This is a genomic window from Enterovibrio paralichthyis (assembly GCF_019209835.1).
Taxonomy (GTDB): domain Bacteria; phylum Pseudomonadota; class Gammaproteobacteria; order Enterobacterales; family Vibrionaceae; genus Enterovibrio; species Enterovibrio paralichthyis.
In genome coordinates this window covers 15,668-40,788 of record NZ_JAHUTS010000024.1, presented here as the reverse complement: position 1 = coordinate 40,788, position 25,121 = coordinate 15,668, and the positions used below count along the sequence as shown (strand labels likewise).

The following is a 25,121-nucleotide window of genomic DNA, read 5'->3' as shown; positions in this document are numbered from 1 at the left end:
GTCAAATCTATTGATGAGATAGACAATAGCAATTTCTCATTGTTGCGCGCCAACCCTATCCTTCCACATAGGCAAACAAGCAAAGAGATTGGGAAGATGTTGGGTAAAAGGGCTTTGGTCGTTGAAGGTGGTGCCATGCGGGGCATTTTCGCAAGCGGAGTGTTGGATACGTTTTTGGACGTTAATTTCAAACCGTTTGATTTTGCAATCGGGGTTTCCGCGGGTGCATCAAACCTGTTGGGCTATCTTGCAGAGCAACCAAAGCGCAGCTATCAGGTGATCACTGAACTGGCGACCAACGACTCTTTCTTTAACCCCGCCCGTTTCGTGCGCGGTGGCAACCTGGTTGATGTGCAATGGCTGGAGCAGGAATCCCTGCGCCGCTATCCACTGAACACCGAAACCCTGTTTAACAACATTCCCCTTTTGGCGGCAGTGACGAATGTGGATACCGGCGATGCCGATTACTACTGGGTAAAACCACAGAACATGTCCAAGGTGATTGAAGCAACCACAGCGCTGCCTATTGCCTACCGTCCAACACCCTGTTTTTCCGGAGGTTGTTATACCGATGGTGGCGTGGCTGATTCAATACCGGTGGCGGAAGCCTACCGACGGGGCGCTCGTGAAATTACCGTGATTCTTTCACAGCCAGGCGACTACGAAATGTCACCGATGAAGATGCCAAAACTGATGGATCAGCTACTGAAAAAACATCCGCATGTGGCCGAAGCCATGCGAAAACGCTCAGACCGTTATAACGCTTCATTGGCGTTTATTAAAAATCCGCCCAAAGATTGCACCGTCCATGTGATTGCCCCGCCCGAGCATTTCCCTGTCGGTCGCTTCACCATGAAAAAGGCCAAACTGGATGATGGGTACAACATGGGTATTCAGGCAGCCCAAACCCATATGTTCAATCTCTACAAAGATGCGGTGAAACAGTTGGTGATGGCACAGGGCTCGACGGCAGATGCCGCGACTTTGGTTGCGTAGTTAAAGTACCCAAGCCGGGGGATAAGCACGGTGATGGGTGGCAGACTCCGCCACCATGTCTCTGATTCCCTGTCGACAATTTCGAATATCCCCTTGCTCGTGCTCTCACAATGAGATAGCTTAAAAACTCATCACGAAATACGAGCACATTATGATATTTCAATCTCTACCACTCTGGCTTCTTCTGCTTATGCCCTTCAGTCGGTAGAGATTTCTGTTCCCGGCTGTGAGATTAACAGCCGGATGTCGTTTACTCACAGCCTTGAATTAACTGCAAAAACAACATCAAGGAAGTGACAATGAACGACGCAACCTCCGTCGGTGCACAAGACGCGGCGGATCACCGAACGGGAATCATCTACGCCTTAATCGGCACCCTGCTTTTTTCCATCAAACCTGTACTTATCAAGCTCGCTTATGCCGCCGGTGGTGACGCCACGGCAATCATGAGCCTTCGCGCTGCGTCATCACTTCCACTTTATATTGCAATTCTCATCTGGCTCTGTCGCAACCTTACAGAGCGCAGCAAAGTAAAACAGTTTGGCTGGCAGGCGGCTTTGGTGGGTGTGCTGGGTTACTACTTCGCTTCGCTGCTGGATATTCTGGCGCTGGAATATATCTCTGCCCAACTGGAACGTTTGCTGATTTTCCTGTTCCCAACCTTTGTGGTGCTGATCAGCTGGTTCTTTATGAAGGAAAAACCGCAGAAAGGCACATTTGTTTCCGTGGCTGTCGGTTACGTCGGCGTGGCATTGATCGTGGTACATGATTTCAGCTCGTTCGGCGCGCAGGTGTGGCTGGGCAGCGTGATGGCCATTGCATCGGCGTTGGTTTTTGCGGTCTACCTGGTACTGAGCAAAAAAGTGATCGCGAAACTGGGGGCGCAGCTCTTTACCAGCATAGGGATGGGAAGTGCAGGTGTGGTTATCCTTGCCCAATACCAGCTCAAAGATGCCAGCTTTTCGGCAATGTCGAGTGAGTTACTGACCATGGGGATTGCCATCGGGATTTTCTGTACCGTGCTGCCGTCGTATTTTGTGGCAGCAGCCATGGCAAGGCTGACCCCATCTGTTCTCAGTATGACCAGCAATATTGGCCCTGCCGTTACCGCGATGTTTGCCATCATCTTGCTGGATGAGGCTTTTACGGTCTGGCACGCACTCGGCATGCTGTTGGTGGTCTATGCGGTTGTGAATATCAATCGCAAGAAAGGCTGACCTTTCATACATGGACGAAAAAGGCGCTCCGGAGAGCGCCTTTCAGAATTCTATTTCCCGTAACGGAAGCAAGTTTTTACGTGGTCGTTGATCATGCCAGTGGCTTGCATATATGCATAACAAATCGTGGTTCCGACAAACTTAAAGCCTTTCTTTTTCAGCGCTTTGCTCATTGCATCAGATTCCGGGCTTGAGCTTGGAACATCTGCGATGGTTTCAGGGTGATTGATGATTGGCTTGCCACCGACAAACTGCCAGATATAGGCGTCTAAACTGCCGAACTCTTTCTGGATTTCCAGCACCAAGTTGGCGTTAATCACCGTACCGTTGACTTTGAGCTTGTTTCGAACGATTGCCGGATTCTCCAATAGCTGGGCAATTTTCTCCTCCCCGTAAGCGGCAACGGTTTCAATATGGAAGTTATCGAACGCTTCGCGGTAACCTTCGCGCTTTTTCAGAATGGTTGTCCAGCTCAGCCCAGCCTGCGCCCCTTCCAGGATCAGCATTTCAAACAACTGTTGATCGTCGTGAACCGGTACGCCCCACTCTTCATCGTGGTACTTTTGATCCAGCTCGCTTACGTTAGCCCAGCGACATCTTTCCATGATTCTTACCCAATTCATCTTTTGTTATTTAGATACTGTATATATAACCACTATTTTTGCAACCTGGGTGCTTCGTTAAAAAGACAAAGGTAGCAATGTCATTTGCCTTCAAACCTCAGACGTAAAAAAACCGGCTTGCGCCGGTTTTCAGTAGATTGCAGTGTCGCATTAAACGATGGTGCCACCGTCATAAACAACGTGCTCAGCATCTGTCCAGATGGTGATGGCATCAAAGTTGTCGTGCTCAAACACGTATGCCTGCAATTCACCCACCTGCGTGCCGCTCAAGTCCATAAAGGCAATCATCTCTGCAGACAATTCTGCCGTTGGGGCTGCGGTTGCGTTGTACGTCCAGTTAACCGCTTCCAAATTGAAGGTGTCATCACCCTCGCCCAAGTAGGCAACAAAACCATTCCAGTCACCCGGATCCACATTGGTGGTGGTTTGAATGTTGTCTGACTGCTCAACAATCGCATGAGCGTTGATGGTAAACGTCTGGTTACCTTCATCAGCAATCACTGCTTCGACCTGCGCAACCGCTTTTGCTGTGGTCACTGCGCCTGGGGCGTGGTAGCTGGAACCTGAGAAATCGACATTTTCCTGACCGGTAACAATCACTTTATCAAAGCCACGGTCACCCACATACATGTTGTTGCGTGTGTTGAGAATAGCCAGATCAGAGAAGTCTTCTTCATCAAAGTACATGATGTCGTTGCCTTCACTGCCGATATAAATGTCAACACCGGTACCGCCATCCATCACGATATCGTCTTCATACCCAGCCTGCAGATAGTCGTTACCCGCGCCGCCATAGAGCGAATCGTTGCCGCTTGCGCCATACAGTTTGTCGTCACCATCGCCACCATAAAGGATGTCGTCACCCGCGCTGCCGTTGATAATGTCGTTGCCTTCATCACCATAGATGATGTCGTCACCATTACCACCGTAGATAGTGTCATCATCTTCGTTGCCGTGGATGACGTCATTGCCGTCACCACCGTGGATCCAGTCGTTACCTGTACCACCGTTGATGGTGTCGTTGTCGGTGTAGTGGTTCTGTTGCGTCACAATGATGTTGAACGCCGTGTCGTTGAAGTCGTTGTCACCCAGATTCCACAGATCTTCCCAGCTTGAACGGTCACCGCTCACGGTTTCGTGGTCAAAACCGTCGCCGTTTTCTGCACTGTTAGCCACATAGACCACAGAGCTTGCGCCGCCTTGGGTCACTGTAGATGCGGTACCTGAAATGTCGATGTTGACAGAACCGACGTCGAAGCCTTTGCGGTCGCCATCAGGGATCAGGAACATACCAAACGACACGCCGCCGGAGATGTCGATCTCTGTCGTCAGGTCGCTGACTGTTTTCACGTTATCAATCAACACTTCAGCACGTACTACATTGCCATTTTCATCCAGCACATAGTAACCAACACTGTTGTTGTACGCGGCGCTGTGAGTGAAATCGCTCAGTGAAATGGTGACTGTGCCATCGCAACCCAATTGGTAGACAGTTGCGTCATCTTCGTGTGAAAGCGTCAGAGACTGTGAGTACTCTACACCGCCGAAAATGGTGTCATCACCTTCATTACCTTCGATGTAATCATCGCCGTGTTCGCCGTAAATGGTGTCGTTGCCGGTACCACCATAAAGCATGTCATCGTCGCCTTCGCAGTTCACTTTTTGCTGCAGGGAGACATTATCAATCAGAGCGCCGTAGCTGTCGGATTTACCTTCACCTTCAAAACGGATAGTAATGAAGTCATTGCCTTGCGGTACAACAACGTCTGCTGTGAAAGATTCGTAGTGGTCATTGGCTTGGGTGTTATCAAAGTATTTGCTGTAAATAACATTGCCTTGCTGATCAAACACTTTGACTTCAAACTGGCTGGTCGCGGTGTCTGAGCCGCGGTAGCGGTTCGCATAGTCAAAAGAAAGCGACAACACTTCATCACCACCTGCTGTCAGGCCGGTGATATCTACATCCTGTTGAACCCAGGTATTGGTGGTACTGTCGAGTTCCAGCACAGTATTGGTCACGTCATTTTGTGGTGTGCCACCAAACGTACCCTGTTGAAGCTCAATAGGGTTGGTACCCGGTGTATACCAGCCTGTTACCTGGTGATCTTGCAGCAAGCTCCAGTGGTTGGTGGTGTTGTTGCCGTAATCTTCAAAGTCGCCATTGGTCATAAGCTCGCGGGCACCGTTGCCCCACTTACCATCGTTACCATAGATAACGTCGTCACCTTCGCTGCCGTGAACTTCATCGTTACCATTGCCACCATAAAGGGTGTCATTACCAGTCAGGCCATCGATAAAATCGTTGCCTTCGTAGCCGTTGATGGTGTCGTTGATATCACCCGCGGATGAGGCTGTAAGCGCAACGTTATCGATAAGTGCGCCATAGCCGTCTGATGCGCCTTTACCTTCAAAACGCAGCGAAATGCCCGTGGTGCCTTCCGGTACCGCGAAGTCTATCTCGAAATTTACATAGCTCTCATTGGATTGGGTGTTTTCAAAGTACTGGGTGTAAAGGATGTTTCCATCATTATCCATCACCTTGACCTGAAACTGGCTGGTTGCGTGGTTATCGCCTTTGTAGCGGTTGGCGTAATCAAAAGAGAGGTTCAGGGTTGCATCGCCGTCTGTGGTTAGGTTTGTCACATCCACATCCTGTTGCACCCAGGTATTGCCGTTGGAGTCCAGCTCAAGCACAGTGTTTGAAACGTCATTGGTTGGTGTGCCGCCGAAGGTACCTTGCTGTAGTTCAATATTCATCGAGCCCGGTGTATACCAGCCTGCAACCTGGTGATCCTGAAAAAGACCCCAGGTGTTGGAAGTGTCATTTCCCCAAGCGTCGAAGTCACCATTGATCAGTAGGTTTTCGCTTTTCTCAATGTCACCATATAGAAAATCAACACCGCTAGTACCTTTAATATCTGCCATACCTTTGTCCTCGTCCTTTTTGTGTGCGCTTCCTGCCCGGGGAGATGTATTTACTTCCTGGTTACTGATTGCTGTTCAATTTATAAAACGCAATCTTATAAACAAGAATCTCGACTTACGCTCAGCGCTGGTTATGAGGAGAGTTTTATAGATAAGACAGCCTCCTACAACCTGTCGGACGCTGGTTCAGCAGAATCTCAGCGAGTCGGTTTAATAGGCCTTGAATTGGAAATGAATTAAGTGCTACGAAAAGTAGTAAAGAAGAATGACACTCTTTGTTTTTACAGTGATGCGTTCGATATGATTAATATATAAAGGAAAGTTAAAATACCCCAAATAAAGTCTTTATTTTTTTACACCATGGAATGGAAATATTGACAGAAAGAAGCCCCGGCATTGAATAATACCGGGGCTTGGTTTTTCAGGGAAACGAATTACAGATTGTTGCCGTCTGCCTGAACAGTTTCTGCGTCAGTCCAGATAGCCACTTTCTTACCCGCGTATTCAAAAACATAGGCATGCAAGCGTGTTATGTCGTCGAAGCTCAGCTGTAAGAAATTAATCATATCGTTACTCAGCACGGCTTCTGGTTGAGCATCTGGGTTGTACTGCCAAACACCGGCTTCTACGTTCAGTACGTCTTCGCCATCAGCAAGATACGCAACAAAACCATGCCAGTCGCCAGGTTGAACACCAGATTGCTGCTGGAAGTTATCAGACTGAGCATAAACCGCATTCGCATTGATGGTTACGGTTTGGTTGCCGTTGTCTGCAACTACGGCTTCGACCTGCACAATCGCTTTTGTTCCTGGTACTGTGCCGCTGGCATAGTAGCTGCTGCCAGAAAAGTCGATATTAGCATCGCCGTTCACTTTAAGAACATCAAAACCACGGTCGCCGTTGTACATGGTGCCGTATTGGGTCAGCATGGCTTCATTTGAAAAGTCATCCTGGCCAAAGACAAAGGTATCGTTGCCTTCATTACCTCTATAACGGTCTACACCTTCCCCACCATCAACGATTACATCGTCGTCAAAACCCGCTTCCAGGTAGTCGTTACCCTCATCACCAAACAGTTGGTCTTCACCACCAGCACCAAAGATGCTGTCGTTGCCTGGACCACCGTGAAGGATGTCGTTGTCCGCATTACCGTAGATTGTATCGTCACCGGCACCGCCATCAGCAAAGTCATTACCTGCATAGCCAGTGATGGTATCGTTGCCGTTACAACCATACAGTTCATCATCACCTGCAGTCCCTTCGATAACCTGATCGCTTGAGCGGTTATCAGCGACGACGCGCATTGAACGTGGACGTGAGAAGTCCAGATACTCGCCATTCCAAGCCAGCACGCTTTCCAGCTGGCGGTTTGGCGTGCGGCAACCGAAGCCACCAATGCGGTTGTAAGAAAGGTTATCCCAGTCAGATAGCATGACACCTGCGCCCAATGAAGGCACCACGTCCACTTCGTGACCAGCAATCCAGTTTGGCAGAGAGTAGCCTGAACGCTCGCCTGCTGGCATACAGTATTTCGCACCGGTTTCCAGGCTAACAATACAACCCAGAGGTTTGTCGCTGGCAACTACACGCATAGAACGAGGGTGAGAGAAGTCGAGATTCTCACCGTTGTAGGCGCGGACATTCTTCAGCTTTGCGTTATCCACTGTACCGTGGAATACAGCAAGGCGGTTGTAAGAGAGGTTATCCCAGTCAGACAGCATTACAGCTGCACCTTGGTTCGCCTGAACATAGACCTGGTGGTTGTAGATCCAGCTTGGGAGACCATAAGGTGAACGCTCGCCAACCGGCAGACAGTATTTTTCGCCATTTTCGAGGCTGACAATACAGCCCAGTTTCTTGTCACTCGCCACGACACGCATTGAACGTGGTTGTGAAAAGTCCAGATTTTCGCCATTACGCGCACGAACGTTTTCCAACTGACTGTTGGTTTTAGTGCCTTCGAATACGGCAATACGGTTGTATGAAAGGTTATCCCAGTCAGACAACATCACTGCCGCACCTTCTTCGTTTTCGACACGTACTTCATGGCCACGAATCGACTCAGGCAATGAATAGCCAGAGCGCTGACCCACAGGCAAACAGTATTTCTCGCCGGTTTGTAAGCTGACAATACAGCCCTGAGGCTTGCTTTCAGCAGCGGCGCCAGTGCTTTCCGCAGCAGCATTCCCACTCAAAGTTAAGGAAATCAACATTCCCAGGGTTGAAGAGATACCTACAATCTTGTTCATAACTTAATGTCCTGAAAGTTAATATTTTATTATTAATTTAATCAGTGAGTGGAGCGCTTAATTGTTTACCCCAGCGTTTGAGCAATTTGTTTTGTTCAGGTACTCGAAAACGGGCTCTTCAAAAAACAGCCCTTTTCATTGGTTTTAAACGCTGGACAAGTATTCGCCGCTTCCCACCGGCTCCTTGCCTGTGCCGTAACGTCAACAAATTAAAGTCTTTCTTAACCTTCATAACGCGACGAGCAACACGTGACTCAAACACAAGACTTTGTGAGTAAGGTTCAGTCACGGTGTAAAGTTTTAGAGGATTCGAGAGACAAGAGCAATGCACCGAAGTGCAGTTCAACTTTTTATCATGCTTTTTGATGAAGTACTGAATAATCAGGGGGCGGACTAATAATGACAATAGAACTATTACGTTCAAGTTAAGACTACGATCTGAGGGTGTATGGAAAAATATTCGTATCAAAATAAATTTTCTTTCTTAGAAAACAAACAATGCCTGTAACTTAATTTAGTAAATCCAAAAACTATAAATTAGGAAAGCATGAAATAACTTCTCATACTTTCCTGAAACAGTTTTAATTGTGAGGATTTATGCCCAATACTCCCAGCGCCGCATCCATCGAAATGGTTGGCCCGGCCAACAATACGGCAATGCTCATAATTTGTAGGTAGCCCTCTGCCAGGCGTGCAGTTTCCCCTTGCGCATTGAACATGGCAGGAACCAGGCTTGGAAAAAAACAGCACAAAAGGAAAAGAAACTGAATCTATCTTCAACCATCACCTCTCCTTTGCCAGCGACTTACGGTTATATCTATGTAAACATTTTAATTTACATTATCTTATACACTTCCCTCTACATTGTGTAATCCCTTGTAATTCTGACTAATTTAGGCCGTTCACTGTCTCCTTGGTGTCTATTCGAGACAAAGGTATGCCCCACACCAAGCTATTGATGACAAGGATTTATTTCCCAAAAAATTGGAGCACTTATCATTTGTGAGCTATCTGTTTAATAGCTGAGCACTCTCTCAATACCCTGTATTGTCTGTTGAGTTTGTTGTCGGCGCGTTTTGCAGGAGAAAAAAGGCGTGACTGCGCGTTTCACTCAGCGCAGCCTGACATAGTACGTACGCCGAAAGTACGTCAATTAAGACGGTCTATTTATAAGCCATTGAGCAGGAGGCTAAGATGTTAGGCAAACTTAAGCTTGCGCAACAACTTACCGTATCTTTTGCAGCAGTATTGGGATTGTTGCTTGTCGTTTCAGCAGTGGGCTATCAAGGCCTTTCTGAAGGGTTCAGTAATTTTGGCAATTACCGTGCACTTGCACGCAGCTCAAATGATGCCAGCGAAGCGCAATCTGCCCTATTAAGTGCTCGCCTTGCCGCACTGAAATTTTTGAAGACACAAGACCCCGCCCAAATTGACAAGGTGAATAAAGATCTGTCGCAAATCAATGCAGTGATTGACAGAGTTCTGGTGAACGAAACTGACCCTAACCGAATCAGTGAACTCGAAGAGTCGAAAAAGTTAATGGCGACGTACGGTGAAACCTTTGCGTTGGTCGTTAAAGACTTTGCTGACAGAAATGCAGTGGTCAGTCAGGAGTTGGATCCAAACGGTCTGAAAATGCGCCAGACAATGACCAAAATAATTGATGACTCCTCTTCAGACGGCGAAGTTAATTCACTCTCCTACGCCGCTCACGCTCAAGAAAAGTTGCTGCTGGGACGCTTGTTTGCGGCGAAGTTTTTGATAAGTAATTCTGAAACTGACTTTAACCGCTCCTTGCAAGAGCTGGAGGAAGTTGTCGCACCATTAAACAACCTGAAACGCCTGCTGGTCTCACCTGAAGAGAGCCAAATGGTGAATGAATTTGCAAATGCACACGCAAGCTACATCGCTGCATTGCGAAAAACCGCAGACATCATTCAAAACAGAAACAAGCGAATTTCCGACACGCTGGATGTCATTGGTCCACAGGTAACCACTAACTTCAATGACTTCAAAGACTCTATTCGAAACGCACAGGATTTACTTGGCCCTGAAGCGCAATCAGACAGCGAAACCGCAGTACAAACGGTGATCATCGTTTCATGCATCGCCATTCTGGTGGGCATGCTTCTGAGCGTCCTGGTGACACGCGCTATCCGCAGACCGATAGGCGGAGAACCAACACAAATCGAACACATTGCCCGAACCATTGCCAGTGGCGACTTAACCCTGTCTTTCGAAAGCAAGGGCAAATCAACCGGTATCTTTGCTGCAATGGGTGAAATGAATGGAAATCTCAGAGAGATTGTCGGGGAGCTCGCCAACTCAGTGAAGACACTGAATAATGCCTCCGGCATTTTGGTCAACGTCACGGAGGAAACCGCACGGAATTCAGAAGTATAGGCCGATCAGCTGGGTCAAACTGCCACCGCAATGCAGGAATTGACGGCAACGGTGGATGACATTGCGAAAAATGCGCAGCACGCTTCTGACATCGCCAATGTGGCAGACAGACATTCTCAGGAAGGTCAAGCCGTGCTGGAAGATACCCGCACCAGCATCCAGAATCTGGTCAGTAATATTGGTGATGTTAGCCAAATCATCAGTAACCTGGAGAATGAAACTAAAAATGTAGGCAGTATTTTAGATACCATTCGCGGTATTGCAGAGCAGACTAACCTGCTGGCACTGAATGCGGCCATTGAAGCGGCTCGCGCCGGCGAACAAGGCCGCGGTTTCGCGGTGGTAGCAGATGAAGTGCGCAGCCTTGCTAGTCGCACGCAGCAGAGTACAGAAGAGATCCAGACGCTTATCACCCGCCTGCAAAGTGAATCTAAACGCTCTGTTGAATCGATGCAAAAAAGCGCCGTTGAGGCAGAAGAAACCGTCGAAAAGGCTAACAAAACCAGCGATGCGCTGGCATCCATTACCGAGTCTGTCGCCAACATTCGCGATATGAACCATCAAATTGCGGTGGCCGCTGAAGAGCAAAACACCGTGGTGGCAGGCATCAGTGAATCCGTCGAACAGCTTAATGAGCTGGGCAAGAGCACCGCCTCCGGTGCCGATAAACTTTCCAAAGAAGCACACGGCCTCACATCAATCACCAACAGCGTGAACCAGATTGTCGGTAAGTTCTCTATCGGTTAACCGTCCTGGAAGAGATTAAAAGCGTCGCTGTTCAAGCGGCGCTTTTTTATGGCTATTTTTTCGTTTCAAGGTGGATAAGGAACAAGCGCGCATCGAACTCCAACTGGTGATAGTCAGGCTCCATGTGGCAACACAATTGATAAAACGCCTTGTTGTGTTCTTTTTCTTTGATGTGGGCAAGTTCGTGAACCACCAACATCCGCAGGAAAGGTTCAGGCGCATCTTTGAAAACTGATGCAATGCGGATTTCGTTTTTCGCTTTCAGTTTCCCGCCATGCACACGGGAAACAAAACTGTGCATGCCGAGCGCATTGTTTATCGCGTGGATTTTGCCGTCATACGCCACCTTGCTAAGCGGGGCTGACTTTTTCAGATAGCTGTTTTTTATTGCCATCACATAGTCATAGAGCGCTTTTTCAGACTTGATATCGTGATGGGTTGGATAGCGCTGTTTCAGCCAGGCACCCAGCTTTTCTAACTCGACAAGACGCTGAACCTGTTCAATCAGATGTGGTGGATAACCATTGATGTAGCGAAGATGTGTGTTCATAAACTTGGATTTATCTCAAAAACTCGGGGCAATGCTAGCAGTGAACAGGAATCTGACCTAGTAGATCCTTACAGGGCAAACTTTACTTACTGGAAGTTCTGACGCAAAACACAGGAAGGGAATCCACCATGAGAGCAACAACCACAGGCTACAACCCCGAATTTGACGAAGACGCTCCCGCATTTGAGGATGTCAGCGGGGTAAAGGGATTCGCATTACTGGAGTTTGGTGCATCATGGTGCGGCCATTGCCAAGCAGCCGCGCCCGCGGTGGAAGAAGCCATGTCCGCACACCCCTCTCTCCAACACATTAAGGTTTATGACGGAAAAGGCAAACGGCTGGGCCGGGCGTTCAGCGTGAAACTGTGGCCGACCTTAATCCTGTTGGAAGACGGGTTGGAGATAGAACGGTTGGTTCGCCCCATTCACGCCGATGAAGTTTCAGACCTGTTGTCTCACGTTCCAAACTAACACTATTTGGCGAACAACTGCCCTTCAATGTCTTTGAATGACTTGAATTCCAACGCATTGCCGGTCGGGTCGAGGAAGAACATAGTTGCTTGCTCCCCCGGCTGACCAACAAAACGGATATAGGGCTCAATCACAAACTCAACCCCTTTGTCCTTGAGCCTGTCTGCCAGTTGCTGCCAGTCTTCCATTTCCAGTACCACACCGACATGGGGCACGGGGACAGATTTGGCGTCCACGGCATTGTGATGGAGTTTAAGTGTGTTGTGTTCGCCAATATTCGGGTCGTGGTGGATCACCAGCTGGTGGCCATAGAGATTGAAATCCACCCATTCGTCGCTGCTGCGCCCTTCTTCACAGTTCAACACGTCTGCATAAAACCTACGGGACTCTTCAAGATGCCGAACGGGAATGGCTACGTGAAATGGTGTTAACGCCATGACTTTCTCCTTGTCGATAAACTGATATTCAGGTTAGGCGTTTTATCTCAACTGTGCTGGCTTAAAGGCCGTAATCCGGTACAAAAAAAGCAGCTTTCGCTGCTTTTTTCAGAGTCTTCTGACCTTGGGAAGAAGTTTACTTCTTCTTGCGCTTATCAGTGATTTCCCACTTACCGTCGATAAACAGACCTGTCCAGCCTGATGGCTTGCCATCTTCTTCGGTACGCACATAGTTCTCTTTGCTCTTACGGCTAAAACGAACCACGGCTTTGCGGCCATCTGGATCTTCGGTAGGTGCATCTGCCAGATACTGGTATTTCTCAGGCAGACGGTCTTTGAAACGAGCCAGCTCTTCTACCAATGGCGCGCGGGTTTCACGCGATTTCGGGAAGTTGTGTGCCGCAAAGAACAAACCTGATGCACCGTCGCGCAGAACGAAGTAGGCGTCCGAGTTTTCGCAAGGCAGCTCAGGGAAGTGAACCGGATCTTCCTTCGGTGGCGCTACTTCGCCGTTTTTCAGGATCTTACGGGTGTTCTTACAGTTTTCGTTGGTGCAATCCATGTACTTACCGAAACGGCCGTTTTTCAGCACCATGTCAGAACCACACTTGTCACACTCAACCACAGGGCCTTCATAACCCTTTAGCTTGAACTCACCCTTTTCAATCACGTAACCGTCACAGCTTGGGTTATTACCACAAACGTGCAGTTTACGTGTTTGGTCAATCAGGTAGGCATCCATCGCCGTTTCACACTTCGGACAACGTTTCTTCGCACGCAGTGCGGCGGTTTCCACGTCCTCTTCCAGTACGTTGACGATACCTTCTTCATCCATCAGGTTGATGGTGGTTTTACAGCGCTCTTTCGGTGGCAAGGCATAACCGGAACAGCCCAGGAATACGCCAGTAGATGCGGTACGGATACCCATCTTACGGCCACAGGTTGGACAGTCGATGTCTGTCATCACGATGCTGTTTGGCTTCATGCCACCTTCAACTTCGTCCAGCTCTGCTTTTTCAAGATCTCCGCTGAAGTCTTTGAAGAAGTTATTCAGTACGTTCTTCCAGTCTTCCGAGCCCATGGCGATTTGGTCAAGGTGCTCTTCCATGCGTGCGGTGAAGTCGTAGTCCATGAGATCAGCAAAGCTGTCATCCAGACGGTCTGTCACGATCTCGCCCATCTTCTCTGCATAGAAACGGCGTTGTTCTACACGTACGTAGCCGCGATCCTGGATGGTAGAGATGATCGCTGCATACGTCGACGGACGGCCAATGCCGCGCTTCTCAAGCTCTTTGACCAGTGCTGCTTCTGTATAGCGTGCTGGCGGCTTGGTGAAGTGTTGTTTAGGGTCAACCTTATCCAGAGACAGAACTTCGCCCACATCGACGTGTGGCAGCGTTGTGTCTTCATTTTTACCCATTGGACGCTGTACGCGTGTCCAACCGTCAAAGCGCAGGGTGCGGCCTTTCGCTTTCAGGGTGAACTCACCTGCTTCAACCGTAATGGTGCTGGAGTCGTACTTCGCTGGCACCATCTGGCACGATACGAATTGACGCCAGATCAGGTCATACAAGCGGTGTGCATCCGGATCCATGCCTTGCAGGTCATCCGCTTTCACATCAATGCTTGATGGACGGATCGCTTCATGCGCTTCCTGTGCGTTGCCTTTTGAACCGTAAACGATTGGCGAAGAAGGCAGATATTTATCGCCGTATTCGCTGCTGATGAAATCACGGGCAGATTCCACCGCTTCTTTGCTCAGGTTGGTCGAGTCGGTACGCATGTAGGTGATGTAACCCGCTTCGTACAGACGCTGAGCCAGCATCATGGTTTTCTTAACGCCAAAGCCCATACGGGTACTCGCCGCTTGTTGCAGCGTCGAGGTAATGAACGGTGCAGAAGGCTTACTGGATGTTGGACGGTCTTCACGGTCTACAACTTTGTAAGTCGCCTTTTGCAATGCCGCGGTGGCTGCCATTGCTTGCGCTTCGTTCAATGGTTTGAACGCTTCACGGTTTTGCTGAGCAACAACCAGACGCAATACGTTTTGGCTCGCAGTGGTGGTATCTGCGTGAATGTCCCAGTATTCCTGAGGAACAAATGCTTTGATCTCGTGTTCACGCTCAACCAGCAGTTTTACCGCAACCGACTGAACACGACCTGCAGACAGACCACGAGCCACTTTCTTCCACAGCAGTGGAGACACCATAAAGCCCACCACACGGTCGAGAAAACGACGCGCTTGCTGAGCATTAACACCATCCATATTCAGCTCACCAGGGGTCTGGAAGGCCTGCTGGATAGCATTTTTGGTGATTTCGTTGAATACCACGCGTTTGAAACGGTTTTCGTCACCGCCAATGATTTCCCGCAAGTGCCAGGCAATCGCCTCTCCCTCGCGGTCCAAATCCGTTGCGAGATAAACGTAATCGGCTTTTTCTGCCAACGCTTTCAATTCCTGAACAACTTTTTCTTTGCCAGGAAGGATTTGATAGTTTGCTTTCCAGTCGCGGTATGGGTCGACACCCATCTTATTGATCAGCGCATTTTGTTCTTTGTCTTTTTTGATGCGCTCTTTTTCTTCCGCACTCAACCCTTTGGTTGAAACTGGCGTAGCTTTCTTACCGCCTTGCGCGGCGCCGGTAGGCAGATCACGGACATGACCTACGCTCGATTTAACGATGAAGTCTTTGCCCAGATATTTATTAATCGTTTTTGCCTTTGCCGGGGACTCCACGATAACGAGAGATTTACCCATAGTGACCAATACGCCCTCGCGTTTATCATTCATTAAAATTGTTCAAATCGCATGCGGTGAGTCGGATTCCAAACTCGGATGCCATGCTGACGCTTTTTTTAATATTGAGCGACTCGATCTGAATATCAACCAGTTTCTTTCCAAATGACCCTGATTGGTCGCTGCTTCCGCACTTGTTGTCAGCTTGTTAACAGCAACGCACTGTTATCAGGGACTTAGCCTAGTCCTTCTTTCTTAAGCGCGCTAATCATTACCATTGACCGCTGCCCGTTTGCTATTCCATGTCGATTTTTTCTGGCTTGGCTCACAATTCGATTTCTGACGTTGCGAGGCTGAAAGCTGTCAGTGACGCTACAAAAACCATGACCAGTGGGGCTATAATGCGCCCTCTTTTATTACCTAATTCGAGACGAAAATGGCAGAGAAGACACCTATCAGTGCAGACGAACTACTCACAATTGCAAACCAGATGATCCGCGACCACGAAGCATATCTGGAAGGCATGCACGCGGATTCGGTAGAAGAAAAAGCCGGCGTTATGGTTTTCAAAGGGGAATACTTCCTCAACGAGCAAGGATTGCCAACCCCGAAAACCACGGCAGTTTTCAACATGTTCAAATACTTAGCTCATCAACTTTCCAAGCAGTACACGCTGCAGGGTTGATTCGTCTTCAGGGACAAAAATGCCACCTTGTCGGTGGCATTTTTTTATCCTTCAAACACAGCGGTGTCTTTGTCTTCATCCTTGTGAACGTCATCGCCGCCACCCGGTTTCTGACCCCGCCCTTTGGGATCTGGGCCGTATTGGTTAGGACCAGGTGTACCATCCAACATACCCAGTTCAATCAAAGCAAACAAAGGCCCTACCAACGGCAGGAAAGTGACAACTATCCACCATGGAGCTTTGTTCCGGTCTCTCAGTCGCTTAACGTTGAGGGCAAATGAAGCGTAAATCGCGAACAGCGAAATCGCCAACGCCAGTGCATCCAGCACCACACTCCCGCCCTGATAAAAGAAAGTTGGCATGATCATGACCAGAACCGGAATGCTGTAAAGCCAGTAATCCCGGCGTCGCATGCGTCCTTCAAATGATAATAATGCCCACTTTTGGTTATTCATTTCCACTCCTAAACAATTGGTCGCTGGCCGCGGCTGATCCACTTCAACAGCACGCGATCCAAAGCATCAGCTGATGCACCCGCGAGCTTTTCTGCCAGTTTTTTACGATGTACGTAACGCACGCCCAGTACGTCTTTCTCTTTGACAGCAGACACCAGATAGTCATCACTGGTTCCCACGTTATCAATCAGTCCCAGCGGAAGCGCCTGGTTACCAAACCAGTGCTCACCGGTTGCTACTTTTTCCAGCTCCAGTGACGGGCGGTGCTCTGCGATGAAATCTTTGAACAGGGTATGGGTTTCTTCCAATTCGCTGAGGAATTTCTCGCGCGCTTTATCGGTGTTTTCACCGAACATGGTCAGGGTACGTTTGAACTCGCCCGCTGTCAGCTGTTCAAATTCAATATCATGTTTTTTAAGGAGTTTATTGAAGTTAGGCAATTGAGCAATAACGCCGATTGAACCCACAACAGCAAACGGTGCTGCGATGATTTTATCTGCCACGCAGGCCATCATGTAACCACCACTTGCAGCCACTTTGTCAACGGAAACAGTTAGTGGAATACCGGCCTGTTTAATACGCGCCAATTGTGATGATGCAAGGCCATACGCATGTACCATGCCGCCGCCGCTTTCAAGTCGGATCATGACCTCGTCGCCGTCTTTGGCAACCGCAAGAATGGCGGTGACTTCTTCACGTAGGGAAGCGACTTCACGGGCATCAATACTGCCTTTGAAATCCAGCACAAACAGATGCGGTTTTCGACCTGCTGCCAGCGCCTCGCTATCTGTCACTTTTTTCGCTTCGGCCTTGGCTTCTTTTGCTTTGGCTTTCTCGGCTTTTTTATCCGCTTTGTCACGTGCTTTCAGTGCCGCTTCATCGTAAAGATGGGATTCCATAGAATGGACGAGATCTTTATGTTTTTCAGTCAGGTTGGTGATCTCCAACTCCCCTTTTTGCCCCTGCCTGCCACCAGCACTTTTGGCGAGAATCAAGACCACAATCACTACCGCAGCGAAGGTCAGCACTTTGGCCAGGAAAAGGCCGTAATCAAGCAAGAATTCCAAACTGTCTTCCTCTTTTATTGTTATGGATAAACCGGAATGACAAAGCTTTGTATGCCGTTCAGGTGTATGCCCTGTAAATGGGTATGCATCGTCCAGATATCAAGCCATTGTACTCGACATCAGAACCAGACCCAACTAGACGTCCTGCTGAAAGTTGGAAGCTGAGAATACAACTTCCTATGTCGCTTTCTTTGCATTGTTCAGTTGTTTAATCGTTGTTAGCGGTTTTACAATGCCCGTTAACCACGACGTCCAGTGATTGGGCAGTCTAAGCGAAATACCGAGATTAACAGGCTGTGCAGCCGAAGATAAAAGGAATATTGTAACGTGGAGTATCAAGTAGCCGCCGATGCATTGAAAGGCAAAGTGATTCTGGTAACCGGCGCAGGCGATGGCATTGGTCGTCAGGCTGCTATCAGCTACGCACAGCATGGTGCAACCGTCATTTTGTTGGGACGCACAGTAAAGAAACTGGAAAGCGTCTACGACGAGATTGAAGCCGCAGGCTATCCGCAACCAGCGATTATCCCGCTTGATATGATGGGGGCAACCCGCCAACACTACTGGGATATGGCTGATACCATCGAGCAGCAGTTTGGACAACTGGATGGCGTATTACACAACGCAGGCCTTTTGGGCGTGCTAAGCCCGTTCGACCAAATCGAAGAGAAAGCGTATGACGACGTGATGCAGGTGAACGTTAAAGCCACGTTTTTGATGACGCAGGCGCTGATGGCGCTTCTCCAGAAATCAGACGATGGGCGCATTGTGTTTACTTCATCCACCGTAGGCCATGTTGGCCGCGCATTCTGGGGCACCTACGCTATCTCGAAATTTGCTACCGAAGGCATGATGCAAGTGCTGGCAGACGAACTCAGCAACACCAGCGTGAAGGTCAACGCCATCAACCCGGGTGGTACCCGCACTAAAATGCGCGCGTCAGCATTCCCGGCAGAAGATCCAGACAACCTGAAAACGCCTTTGGATATCATGCCATTGTACCTCTACCTGATGGCACCGGAAGGCAAAGAGGTCAATGGACGGTGTATTGATGCGCAGCCGAAGTGATAGAGAGATTAGAGATTAGAGATTAGAGATTAGAGATTAGAGATTAGAGATTAGAGATTAGAGATTAGAGATTAGAGATTAGAGATTAGAGATTAGAGATTAGAGATTAGAGATTAGAGATTAGAGATTAGAACGTTTCTCCTGTCTGCTCTATCTAAAGTCTGCTCTATCTCAAATCTGCTTTCTCTTTGATATAAAAGCAAAAAGCCAGCATCTCTGCTGGCTTTTTGCTTTTATTTCAAACCATTAACGTGGCTTGCGGGTGCTTCCACCGGTGTTCTTCTGGCGGGAAGATGACTGACCGCCACGGTTACCTGTTGGCTTACCACCAGGCTTACCTGTACGCGCACCTGGCTTGCCTGGGCGACCACCGGTAGCTGGTTTGCCTGCCGGCGCACCGCCGCGACGTGTGTTGCGAGGCTTACGGGTTGGTTCGCCACCGTGTTCAACACGATCTTCATGACGACGCACTGCACGACGGATCTTACGAACACGTGCTTTACGTTTTTTCGCTTCCGGAGAAATGAAGGTTTCACGCTCTGCACGCAGTTCTACCATCTCACGCAGGTAGTTCACGTCTTCCAGCTCAAGCTCCATCCAGCCGCCGCGTGGCAGCTCTTTGCTCAGGTAGATATCACCATAGCGAACACGCTTCAGTCGGCTTACGGTCACGCCTTGCGTTTCCCACAGACGACGTACTTCACGGTTACGACCTTCAGTGATCACAACGTAGAAAGTGTGGTTAGAACCTTCACCGCCTGCGTACAACACGTCTTCGAAACGTGCTTCGCCGTCTTCAAGCTGAACACCACGAACCAGGTTGCGGATCATATCTTCAGTAACGTCACCGAATACACGCACCATGTACTCACGTTGAACCTGACGGCTTGGGTGCATCAAACGGTTTGCCAGTTCACCATCTGTGGTGAACAGGAGCAGGCCAGATGTGTTCGCATCCAGACGGCCTACTGCCACCCAGCGCGCGCCGTTCAGACGAGGCAAACGGTCAAATACGGTACGACGACCTTCTGGGTCACTGCGGGTACACAACTCGCCTTCTGGCTTGTTGTATGCGAGGACGCGACAGACTTGCTCAGAAGATGCAGAAACCTGCACGCTGTGTCCGTCAACACGTACATTTGCGTTCAGGTCTTCCAGGCGATCGCCTAGTTTGGCCACAACGCCATTTACACTGACTCGGCCAGCCTGAATCATGCTCTCGATTTCACGACGAGAACCCAGACCTGCACGGGCCAGCACCTTCTGTAATTTTTCGCTCATTTACATTTACCTTACTGTCGCCTTCACAGGCGTCGATGTCGGAAAGAGAACCTTTCGAGGCGCGACTGAGCGCGGATCTAAGGCAACGGTGTATTATGCCAAAATCATCACATTGACACCAAGCTATTTCGCGAATTCAACCCTGCAGGTTTTGGCAATTTAGGTTTGCACTGTAAGCCACTTATCTCGCTGACTCACCATACTTAATTGCTGCCCCATTGCTTCCTGCGGGATGATTCCTTAAGCCTATTCGAATGGCGTGGAGTCGCCTGTGCCATGTCGGAGAATCTGTGGTTCATCTTCGCTCAGATCCACGACCGTGGTTGGCTGTTCACCGAGGTAACCACCGTTAAGTATGCAATCAACCGCATGTTCAAGATGGTCACGGATCGCTTCAGGGTCAGATTCGGTATAATCGTTGCCGGGCAAGATCAGTGAAGTCGACATCATTGGCTCACCAAGTGCTTCAAGCAGATCCAGCGCGATTTGGTTATCCGGCACCCGGATACCAATGGTTTTACGTTTTGGATTCGCCAGCCTGCGTGGTACTTCTTTGGTGGCTTTAAGGATGAAGGTATAGCGCCCTGGCGTGTTGTTGCGGATCAGGCGATACGCTGTATTTTCAACCCGTGCATACACAGAAAGCTCCGACAAATCGCGACAGAGCAAGGTGAAATTGTGTTTGTCGTCCAATCGGCGGATACGGCAGATACGCTCCAGTGCCTGCTTGTTCTCCAACTGGCAACCGAGCGCATAACCGGAGTCTGTTGGATACACAATCACACCGCCATTGCGGATGATGGCAACAGCCTGATTGATCAGGCGCGCTTGTGGATTTTCAGGGTGCACATAAAAAAATTGGCTCACACTTCCTCCTCTTGTGGCTCAGTTGCCACGTCGATTTCAGGCAGCGACCAGTTCTCCCAGACTTCCCGACAGCCTTTCGGCAAATAGAGATTGCGCCCCAGCTCAAGCCATGGAGAGGGGTAATGGAAATCAGAGCCTTGGGAGCACGCCAGCCCATATTGAATAGCATAGTCACCTAACAGGCGACGTTCATTGGGTGATTGTTGGGGCTGTGCAACTTCCATTGCATCACCACCTGCATCAACAAAGGTTTGAAGCAGACGTTTCAGCCATTTAGCTGTCAGTTTATAACGCCCTGGATGGGCGAGCACGGCCTGACCACCTGCTTTGTGAATAACGTCAACGGCTTCCTGAATCGTGCACCAGTTCGGTGGCACATAGCCCGGGTTGCCGCGGGTCAGGTATTTCTTGAACACAGTCTGCATGTTCTTCACATGCCCTTGCTCCACCATCCAGCGAGCGAAGTGGGCGCGGGTAAGCGCAACATCACCGGCAAGTGCTTTCGCCCCTTCCAGTGCACCCGGCATGCGTTGCTTTTCCAAGCGCTCAGCAATTTGTTCTGCGCGCACATCGCGGCGGGCAGCCTGCTCGGAAATCAGCGCCAGCAATTCCGGCGATTCAGGATTGACGTTCAAGCCAACGATATGGATATCTTTGTTTTCCCACACCGTTGAAATTTCGATGCCATTGATAATATGCAAAGGCAGCCCTTCACGTTTAACAACCGCTTTCGCTTCATCAAGACCTGCGACGGTATCATGATCGGTAATCGCCAACACGCTCACGCGAAAATCGACCGCACGCTTAACTAAGTTTTCTGGCGTGAAGCGCCCATCTGACACGGTTGTGTGGCTGTGTAAATCAAATAGCATTAATTTTCTTCAACTTGTTGCTTGACTTCGCCACCATACACTAGTTAACTAGTACACGATTACTTATTCAAATGGATTACGTCTTCATGGTACAGCATAACCTCATTCAACAAACAGCACTGATTGGCTGGTGGTGGCACTCCCTAACGCGGGCGGTGTGATGAGTTGCAACTAAGATAAGACGTCACCAAGCCCGCATAACGCGGGTTTTTTTGTATCTGATTTTCTCCGGCGATACACAACAGAATTGGCGGAGAGCACAAGTTAAAGGATGGACACCATGATTATCGTACTGAAACCACAAGCCACTGAAGCCGAAGCCAAACGCATCCTGGCCAAAATCGAACAAGCAGGTCTAAAACCTCTGTATATGCCGGGTGTTGAACGTATTGTGCTCGGCGCATTGGGTGATGAGCGTATTTTGCAAAAACTGCACCTCGACAGTGACCCTATGGTGGAAGAAGCGAAACCCATCCTAACTAAATACAAAATGGTTTCCCGTGAAGTGCAGGCACACAACAGCGTGGTGCGTATCGGTAATGTTGCTGTTGGTGGTGACAAATTCGCTGTCATCGCTGGCCCCTGCTCTGTCGAATCAGAGCAACAACTGATGTCAGTCGCCGATGTAGTCAAAGGGCACGGTGCAGTCGCCCTTCGTGGTGGCGCTTACAAGCCACGCACCAGTCCATACGATTTTCAGGGCATGGGTATGGAAGGTTTGAAACTGCTGAAAAAGGCCAGCGAGGCGACGGGCATGCCAACGGTTTCAGAAGTCATGGAAGTGGGTCAGGTCGATTCACTGTGTGAATACATTGATTGCCTGCAAATAGGTGCGCGAAATATGCAAAACTATGGCCTGTTGAAAGCGGTCGGAGAAACGGGCAAACCAGTCTTGTTAAAACGTGGACTTTCCGCCACTATCGAGGAACTGCTACTGGCGGCGGAATATATCTATGACGCTGGTAACCCGAACATTATTTTGTGTGAGCGCGGCATCCGGACTTATGAAACCGCGACACGCAATACGCTGGATTTAAACGCCGTTGCTTATATCAAGCAACGCAGCCACTTGCCAGTGGTCGTTGACCCAAGCCATGGTACAGGCGTGCGCGAGCTGGTGATTCCTATGTCCCGTGCGGCCGCCGCGGTCGGCGCAGACGGCATCATCGTTGAAAGCCACCTCAACCCCGCAGAAGCGCTGTCAGATGGACACCAGGCGCTGACCGGAGACATGTTCGCCCAGTTAATGCAGGAACTGAAACCATTCGTAGAAGCAGCAGGGAGAACGCTGTGAAGAACCACGCTTTAAAACAAGGCGAACTCGACGTACTGAGCCTGGATGTGCCATACGTCGCAGCCCCCACTGAATTGTATGCGGCGGTCTGTCAGGACCGTCCTTACAGCCTCCTTTTGGAATCGGCAGAGATCGACTCCAAGCTGGATTTGAAAAGCTTGATGCTAATAGATGCAGCCGTTCGCATCGTCTGTCGCGGCCGCACTGTCGAACTCGAAGCCAAAAGTAAAAACGGCCGTAACGTCCTGGATGCGGTGGAAGCAGAGCTTACCCGTCAGGCGTTGGCCGTTGATAAAACCCGTGAGACCGATCTGCTGACCCTGCATTTTGCTGAGGAAAACCGCGTTCTCGACGAAGATGCCCGCCTGCGTCAGCCGTCGCCGTTTGATGCCCTGCGCTTGGTGCAGCACGCCTTCAATCTTGACGGCTTGCCAAATGAAGCACTGATGGTAGGCGGCTTGTTTGCCTATGACTTGGTCGCACAGTTTGAGCCTCTGCCAGACGTGAAATCAAGTAACCGTTGCCCCGACTATTTGTTCTACGTGGCTGAAACCCTGTTGGTGATTGACCACCAGCGCCGCAAAGCCAAGCTGCAAGCCACCCAGTTTGGAGGCAATGAAAACACTGAAAGCTACTTCGATTTGAGCCGCCGCCTGCAGGCCATCAAAGAACGCTGCCTCAACCCAACTGACATGCCGAAAGCCCAACAGCTTGATAGCGTCGATGTAGACGTGTCGGTCAGTGACGCTGATTTTTGTAGCGCAGTCGATGAGTTAAAAGGCTATGTCGTAAAAGGTGATGTGTTCCAGGTAGTACCGAGCCGCCGCTTTACCCTGCCTTGCCCGTCGCCGCTCAATGCCTACCTTAAGCTCAAACAAGGCAACCCGAGCCCGTACATGTTCTACATGCACGACAGCGAGTTCACCCTGTTTGGCGCCTCACCGGAAAGTGCTCTGAAATACAGCAAAGATACCAATCAGGTTGAGATCTACCCTATCGCCGGTACCCGCCCACGGGGCAAAAACAGTGACGGTTCCATTAACCTCGATTTGGACGGCCGCATTGAGCTTGAGCTTCGTAACGACACCAAAGAAAAAGCCGAGCACATGATGCTGGTTGACCTGGCGCGCAATGACGTCGCTCGCATCAGTGAGCCCGGAACACGTTATGTGGCAGACCTCCTGCAAGTTGACCGTTACAGTCACGTCATGCATTTGGTCTCGCGCGTGGTTGGTCAGCTTCGTGGCGATCTGGACGCCCTGCACGCCTATCAGGCCTGTATGAACATGGGTACCCTGACCGGGGCACCGAAAATCCGCGCTATGCAGCTTATCCGCCAATTTGAACAAAGCCGTCGTGGCAGTTATGGCGGCGCAGTGGGCTACATCACCGGTCACGGCGACATGGACACCTGTATCGTGATCCGCTCAGCCTATGTGGAAGATAGCGTTGCGCAGGTTCAGGCTGGCGCTGGTGTGGTGTTTGATTCCATTCCACAGGCAGAAGCGGATGAAACCCGCGGCAAAGCAGCGGCTGTTTTGACCGCTATCCGCGCGGCACACACAGGAGCGCAGTCATGAGCAGCAACATTAATGCACATATTGTGCTGGTCGATAATTTCGACTCGTTCACCTACAACCTGGTGGATCAATTCCGCTCGCTGGGTTACCCGGTCACCATTTACCGCAATAGCCTTTCAGCAGAGCAAATCGAACAGGCGGTTTCTGAGTTGGAAAATCCGGTTGTGGTCTTGTCGCCAGGCCCGGGCGCGCCATCAGAAGCGGGCTGCATGCCAGCGCTGATTCTAAAACTTAAAGGCCGCGTACCCATGATTGGGATTTGCCTTGGCCAACAAGCCATTACTGAAGCGTATGGCGGTACTGTCGCTGGCGCAGGTGAAATCGTTCACGGCAAAGCATCATTGATGAGCCACAACGGTCACGCCGTTTTCGGCAAGATTGAAAGCCCGCTGACCATTGCCCGTTACCACTCCCTGGTTGCCACCCAAGTCCCCGAGTCGCTGGATGTGATTGCGGATGTAGACGGGCTGGTCATGGCGGTGGTCAACGATAAGGACAAAGTAGTGGGTTTCCAGTTCCACCCCGAATCAATACTGACAACAAAAGGCGCAGACCTGTTAACCAACACAATCAACTGGGCCACGCAAACGCGCTGATG

General features: G+C 49.8%; 21 protein-coding genes and 1 other annotated feature. Of the genes, 10 read left to right on the top strand and 11 right to left on the bottom strand.

The window, feature by feature from the left end:
- Positions 1-99: 99 nt before the first annotated feature.
- Together KU854_RS20175 and KU854_RS20170 are read left to right on the top strand one after the other, a co-directional pair.
- On the top strand, positions 100-996 hold the full coding sequence (locus KU854_RS20175) for a patatin-like phospholipase family protein (RefSeq protein WP_218360157.1): 897 nt from the start codon (positions 100-102) through the stop codon (positions 994-996).
- A 299-nt stretch (positions 997-1,295) separates the two neighbouring features.
- Positions 1,296-2,213: a DMT family transporter gene (locus KU854_RS20170; RefSeq protein ID WP_218360130.1), complete on the top strand. Its 918-nt coding sequence runs from the start codon at positions 1,296-1,298 to the stop codon at positions 2,211-2,213.
- 50 nt (positions 2,214-2,263) lie between these two features.
- Here the strand turns inward: KU854_RS20170 and KU854_RS20165 are convergent, their stop codons facing one another.
- The 3 genes from KU854_RS20165 to KU854_RS20155 all read right to left on the bottom strand — a co-directional run bounded on the left by KU854_RS20165 (position 2,264) and on the right by KU854_RS20155 (position 7,974).
- Complete coding sequence (locus tag KU854_RS20165) at positions 2,264-2,818, bottom strand: DNA-3-methyladenine glycosylase I (protein WP_218360129.1); 555 nt, start codon at positions 2,816-2,818, stop codon at positions 2,264-2,266.
- A 168-nt stretch (positions 2,819-2,986) separates the two neighbouring features.
- A complete protein-coding gene (locus KU854_RS20160) occupies positions 2,987-5,761 on the bottom strand; it encodes a calcium-binding protein (protein ID WP_218360128.1) in 2,775 nt (924 codons plus the stop codon).
- A 434-nt stretch (positions 5,762-6,195) separates the two neighbouring features.
- Entirely contained in the window at positions 6,196-7,974 is a 1,779-nt protein-coding gene (locus KU854_RS20155) for a calcium-binding protein (protein ID WP_218360156.1), read from the bottom strand.
- 1,230 nt (positions 7,975-9,204) lie between these two features.
- Between KU854_RS20155 and KU854_RS24935 the strand changes: the two genes are divergently transcribed.
- On the top strand, positions 9,205-10,413 hold the full coding sequence (locus KU854_RS24935; RefSeq protein WP_255555660.1) for a HAMP domain-containing methyl-accepting chemotaxis protein: 1,209 nt from the start codon (positions 9,205-9,207) through the stop codon (positions 10,411-10,413).
- Positions 10,414-10,443: 30 nt separating this feature from the next.
- Positions 10,444-11,160, top strand: coding sequence for a methyl-accepting chemotaxis protein (locus tag KU854_RS24930; protein WP_255555659.1), 717 nt, complete (start codon positions 10,444-10,446; stop codon positions 11,158-11,160).
- A gap of 52 nt (positions 11,161-11,212) precedes the next feature.
- Here the strand turns inward: KU854_RS24930 and KU854_RS20145 are convergent, their stop codons facing one another.
- Positions 11,213-11,710, bottom strand: a complete 498-nt coding sequence (locus KU854_RS20145) for a M48 metallopeptidase family protein (RefSeq protein ID WP_218360127.1) — start codon at positions 11,708-11,710, stop codon at positions 11,213-11,215.
- A gap of 128 nt (positions 11,711-11,838) precedes the next feature.
- Here KU854_RS20145 and KU854_RS20140 point away from each other — a divergent pair, with 128 nt between their 5' ends.
- Positions 11,839-12,180 (top strand): thioredoxin family protein, encoded by a 342-nt coding sequence (locus KU854_RS20140; RefSeq protein WP_218360126.1) that lies wholly within the window; start codon positions 11,839-11,841, stop codon positions 12,178-12,180.
- Positions 12,181-12,182: 2 nt separating this feature from the next.
- Here the strand turns inward: KU854_RS20140 and KU854_RS20135 are convergent, their stop codons facing one another.
- A complete protein-coding gene (locus tag KU854_RS20135; RefSeq protein WP_218360125.1) occupies positions 12,183-12,617 on the bottom strand; it encodes a VOC family protein in 435 nt (144 codons plus the stop codon).
- 136 nt (positions 12,618-12,753) lie between these two features.
- The gene (topA, locus tag KU854_RS20130) at positions 12,754-15,375 is read right to left on the bottom strand and encodes a type I DNA topoisomerase (protein WP_218360155.1); all 2,622 of its coding nucleotides are present in this window, start codon (positions 15,373-15,375) and stop codon (positions 12,754-12,756) included.
- A 415-nt stretch (positions 15,376-15,790) separates the two neighbouring features.
- Here topA and KU854_RS20125 point away from each other — a divergent pair, with 415 nt between their 5' ends.
- A complete protein-coding gene (locus KU854_RS20125; protein WP_218360124.1) occupies positions 15,791-16,039 on the top strand; it encodes a YciN family protein in 249 nt (82 codons plus the stop codon).
- 44 nt (positions 16,040-16,083) lie between these two features.
- On the opposite strand, the gene KU854_RS20120 is transcribed toward KU854_RS20125, so the two are convergent.
- Positions 16,084-16,494 (bottom strand): DUF805 domain-containing protein, encoded by a 411-nt coding sequence (locus KU854_RS20120; protein ID WP_218360123.1) that lies wholly within the window; start codon positions 16,492-16,494, stop codon positions 16,084-16,086.
- A gap of 8 nt (positions 16,495-16,502) precedes the next feature.
- Positions 16,503-17,561, bottom strand: a complete 1,059-nt coding sequence (gene sohB / locus KU854_RS20115) for a protease SohB (RefSeq protein WP_218360122.1) — start codon at positions 17,559-17,561, stop codon at positions 16,503-16,505.
- 327 nt (positions 17,562-17,888) lie between these two features.
- On the opposite strand from sohB, the gene KU854_RS20110 reads away from it, so the two are divergent.
- Entirely contained in the window at positions 17,889-18,629 is a 741-nt protein-coding gene (locus KU854_RS20110; RefSeq protein WP_218360121.1) for a YciK family oxidoreductase, read from the top strand.
- A gap of 246 nt (positions 18,630-18,875) precedes the next feature.
- On the opposite strand, the gene rluB is transcribed toward KU854_RS20110, so the two are convergent.
- The 3 genes from rluB to rnm form a co-directional block, all read right to left on the bottom strand.
- Entirely contained in the window at positions 18,876-19,910 is a 1,035-nt protein-coding gene (rluB, locus tag KU854_RS20105) for a 23S rRNA pseudouridine(2605) synthase RluB (protein ID WP_218360120.1), read from the bottom strand.
- Positions 19,911-20,156: 246 nt separating this feature from the next.
- Complete coding sequence (locus tag KU854_RS20100; RefSeq protein WP_218360119.1) at positions 20,157-20,777, bottom strand: L-threonylcarbamoyladenylate synthase; 621 nt, start codon at positions 20,775-20,777, stop codon at positions 20,157-20,159.
- A complete protein-coding gene (gene rnm / locus KU854_RS20095) occupies positions 20,774-21,649 on the bottom strand; it encodes an RNase RNM (RefSeq protein WP_218360118.1) in 876 nt (291 codons plus the stop codon). The genes KU854_RS20100 and rnm overlap by 4 nt, the downstream gene beginning before the upstream one ends.
- 122 nt (positions 21,650-21,771) lie before the next feature.
- Positions 21,772-21,865 (top strand) — a sequence feature (Trp leader region).
- Between the two features lie 64 nt (positions 21,866-21,929).
- Here rnm and aroF point away from each other — a divergent pair.
- The 3 genes from aroF to KU854_RS20080 are packed head-to-tail and all read left to right on the top strand — an operon-like array spanning position 21,930 to position 25,119.
- Positions 21,930-22,943, top strand: coding sequence for a 3-deoxy-7-phosphoheptulonate synthase (aroF, locus tag KU854_RS20090; protein WP_218360117.1), 1,014 nt, complete (start codon positions 21,930-21,932; stop codon positions 22,941-22,943).
- A complete protein-coding gene (locus KU854_RS20085) occupies positions 22,940-24,523 on the top strand; it encodes an anthranilate synthase component 1 (RefSeq protein ID WP_218360116.1) in 1,584 nt (527 codons plus the stop codon). The genes aroF and KU854_RS20085 overlap by 4 nt, the downstream gene beginning before the upstream one ends.
- On the top strand, positions 24,520-25,119 hold the full coding sequence (locus tag KU854_RS20080) for an aminodeoxychorismate/anthranilate synthase component II (protein WP_218360115.1): 600 nt from the start codon (positions 24,520-24,522) through the stop codon (positions 25,117-25,119). Before KU854_RS20085 ends, KU854_RS20080 begins: the two co-directional genes overlap by 4 nt.
- Positions 25,120-25,121: the final 2 nt, after the last annotated feature.

Excerpts from the sequence above, each read along its gene's own strand:
- KU854_RS24930 (WP_255555659.1), top strand. The coding sequence starts at position 10,444 with ATGCAGGAATTGACGGCAACGGTGGATGACATTGCGAAAAATGCGCAG.
- KU854_RS20140 (WP_218360126.1), top strand. The coding sequence starts at position 11,839 with ATGAGAGCAACAACCACAGGCTACAACCCCGAATTTGACGAAGACGCT.
- aroF (WP_218360117.1), top strand. The coding sequence starts at position 21,930 with ATGATTATCGTACTGAAACCACAAGCCACTGAAGCCGAAGCCAAACGC.
- rnm (WP_218360118.1), bottom strand. The coding sequence starts at position 21,649 with ATGCTATTTGATTTACACAGCCACACAACCGTGTCAGATGGGCGCTTC.
- KU854_RS20165 (WP_218360129.1), bottom strand. The coding sequence starts at position 2,818 with ATGGAAAGATGTCGCTGGGCTAACGTAAGCGAGCTGGATCAAAAGTAC.
- rluB (WP_218360120.1), bottom strand. The coding sequence starts at position 19,910 with ATGAGCGAAAAATTACAGAAGGTGCTGGCCCGTGCAGGTCTGGGTTCT.
- KU854_RS20145 (WP_218360127.1), bottom strand. The coding sequence starts at position 11,710 with ATGAACACACATCTTCGCTACATCAATGGTTATCCACCACATCTGATT.
- KU854_RS20155 (WP_218360156.1), bottom strand. The coding sequence starts at position 7,974 with ATGTTGATTTCCTTAACTTTGAGTGGGAATGCTGCTGCGGAAAGCACT.
- KU854_RS20135 (WP_218360125.1), bottom strand. The coding sequence starts at position 12,617 with ATGGCGTTAACACCATTTCACGTAGCCATTCCCGTTCGGCATCTTGAA.
- KU854_RS20170 (WP_218360130.1), top strand. The coding sequence starts at position 1,296 with ATGAACGACGCAACCTCCGTCGGTGCACAAGACGCGGCGGATCACCGA.
- KU854_RS20160 (WP_218360128.1), bottom strand. The coding sequence starts at position 5,761 with ATGGCAGATATTAAAGGTACTAGCGGTGTTGATTTTCTATATGGTGAC.
- KU854_RS20120 (WP_218360123.1), bottom strand. The coding sequence starts at position 16,494 with ATGAATAACCAAAAGTGGGCATTATTATCATTTGAAGGACGCATGCGA.
- KU854_RS24935 (WP_255555660.1), top strand. The coding sequence starts at position 9,205 with ATGTTAGGCAAACTTAAGCTTGCGCAACAACTTACCGTATCTTTTGCA.
- KU854_RS20125 (WP_218360124.1), top strand. The coding sequence starts at position 15,791 with ATGGCAGAGAAGACACCTATCAGTGCAGACGAACTACTCACAATTGCA.
- topA (WP_218360155.1), bottom strand. The coding sequence starts at position 15,375 with ATGGGTAAATCTCTCGTTATCGTGGAGTCCCCGGCAAAGGCAAAAACG.
- KU854_RS20080 (WP_218360115.1), top strand. The coding sequence starts at position 24,520 with ATGAGCAGCAACATTAATGCACATATTGTGCTGGTCGATAATTTCGAC.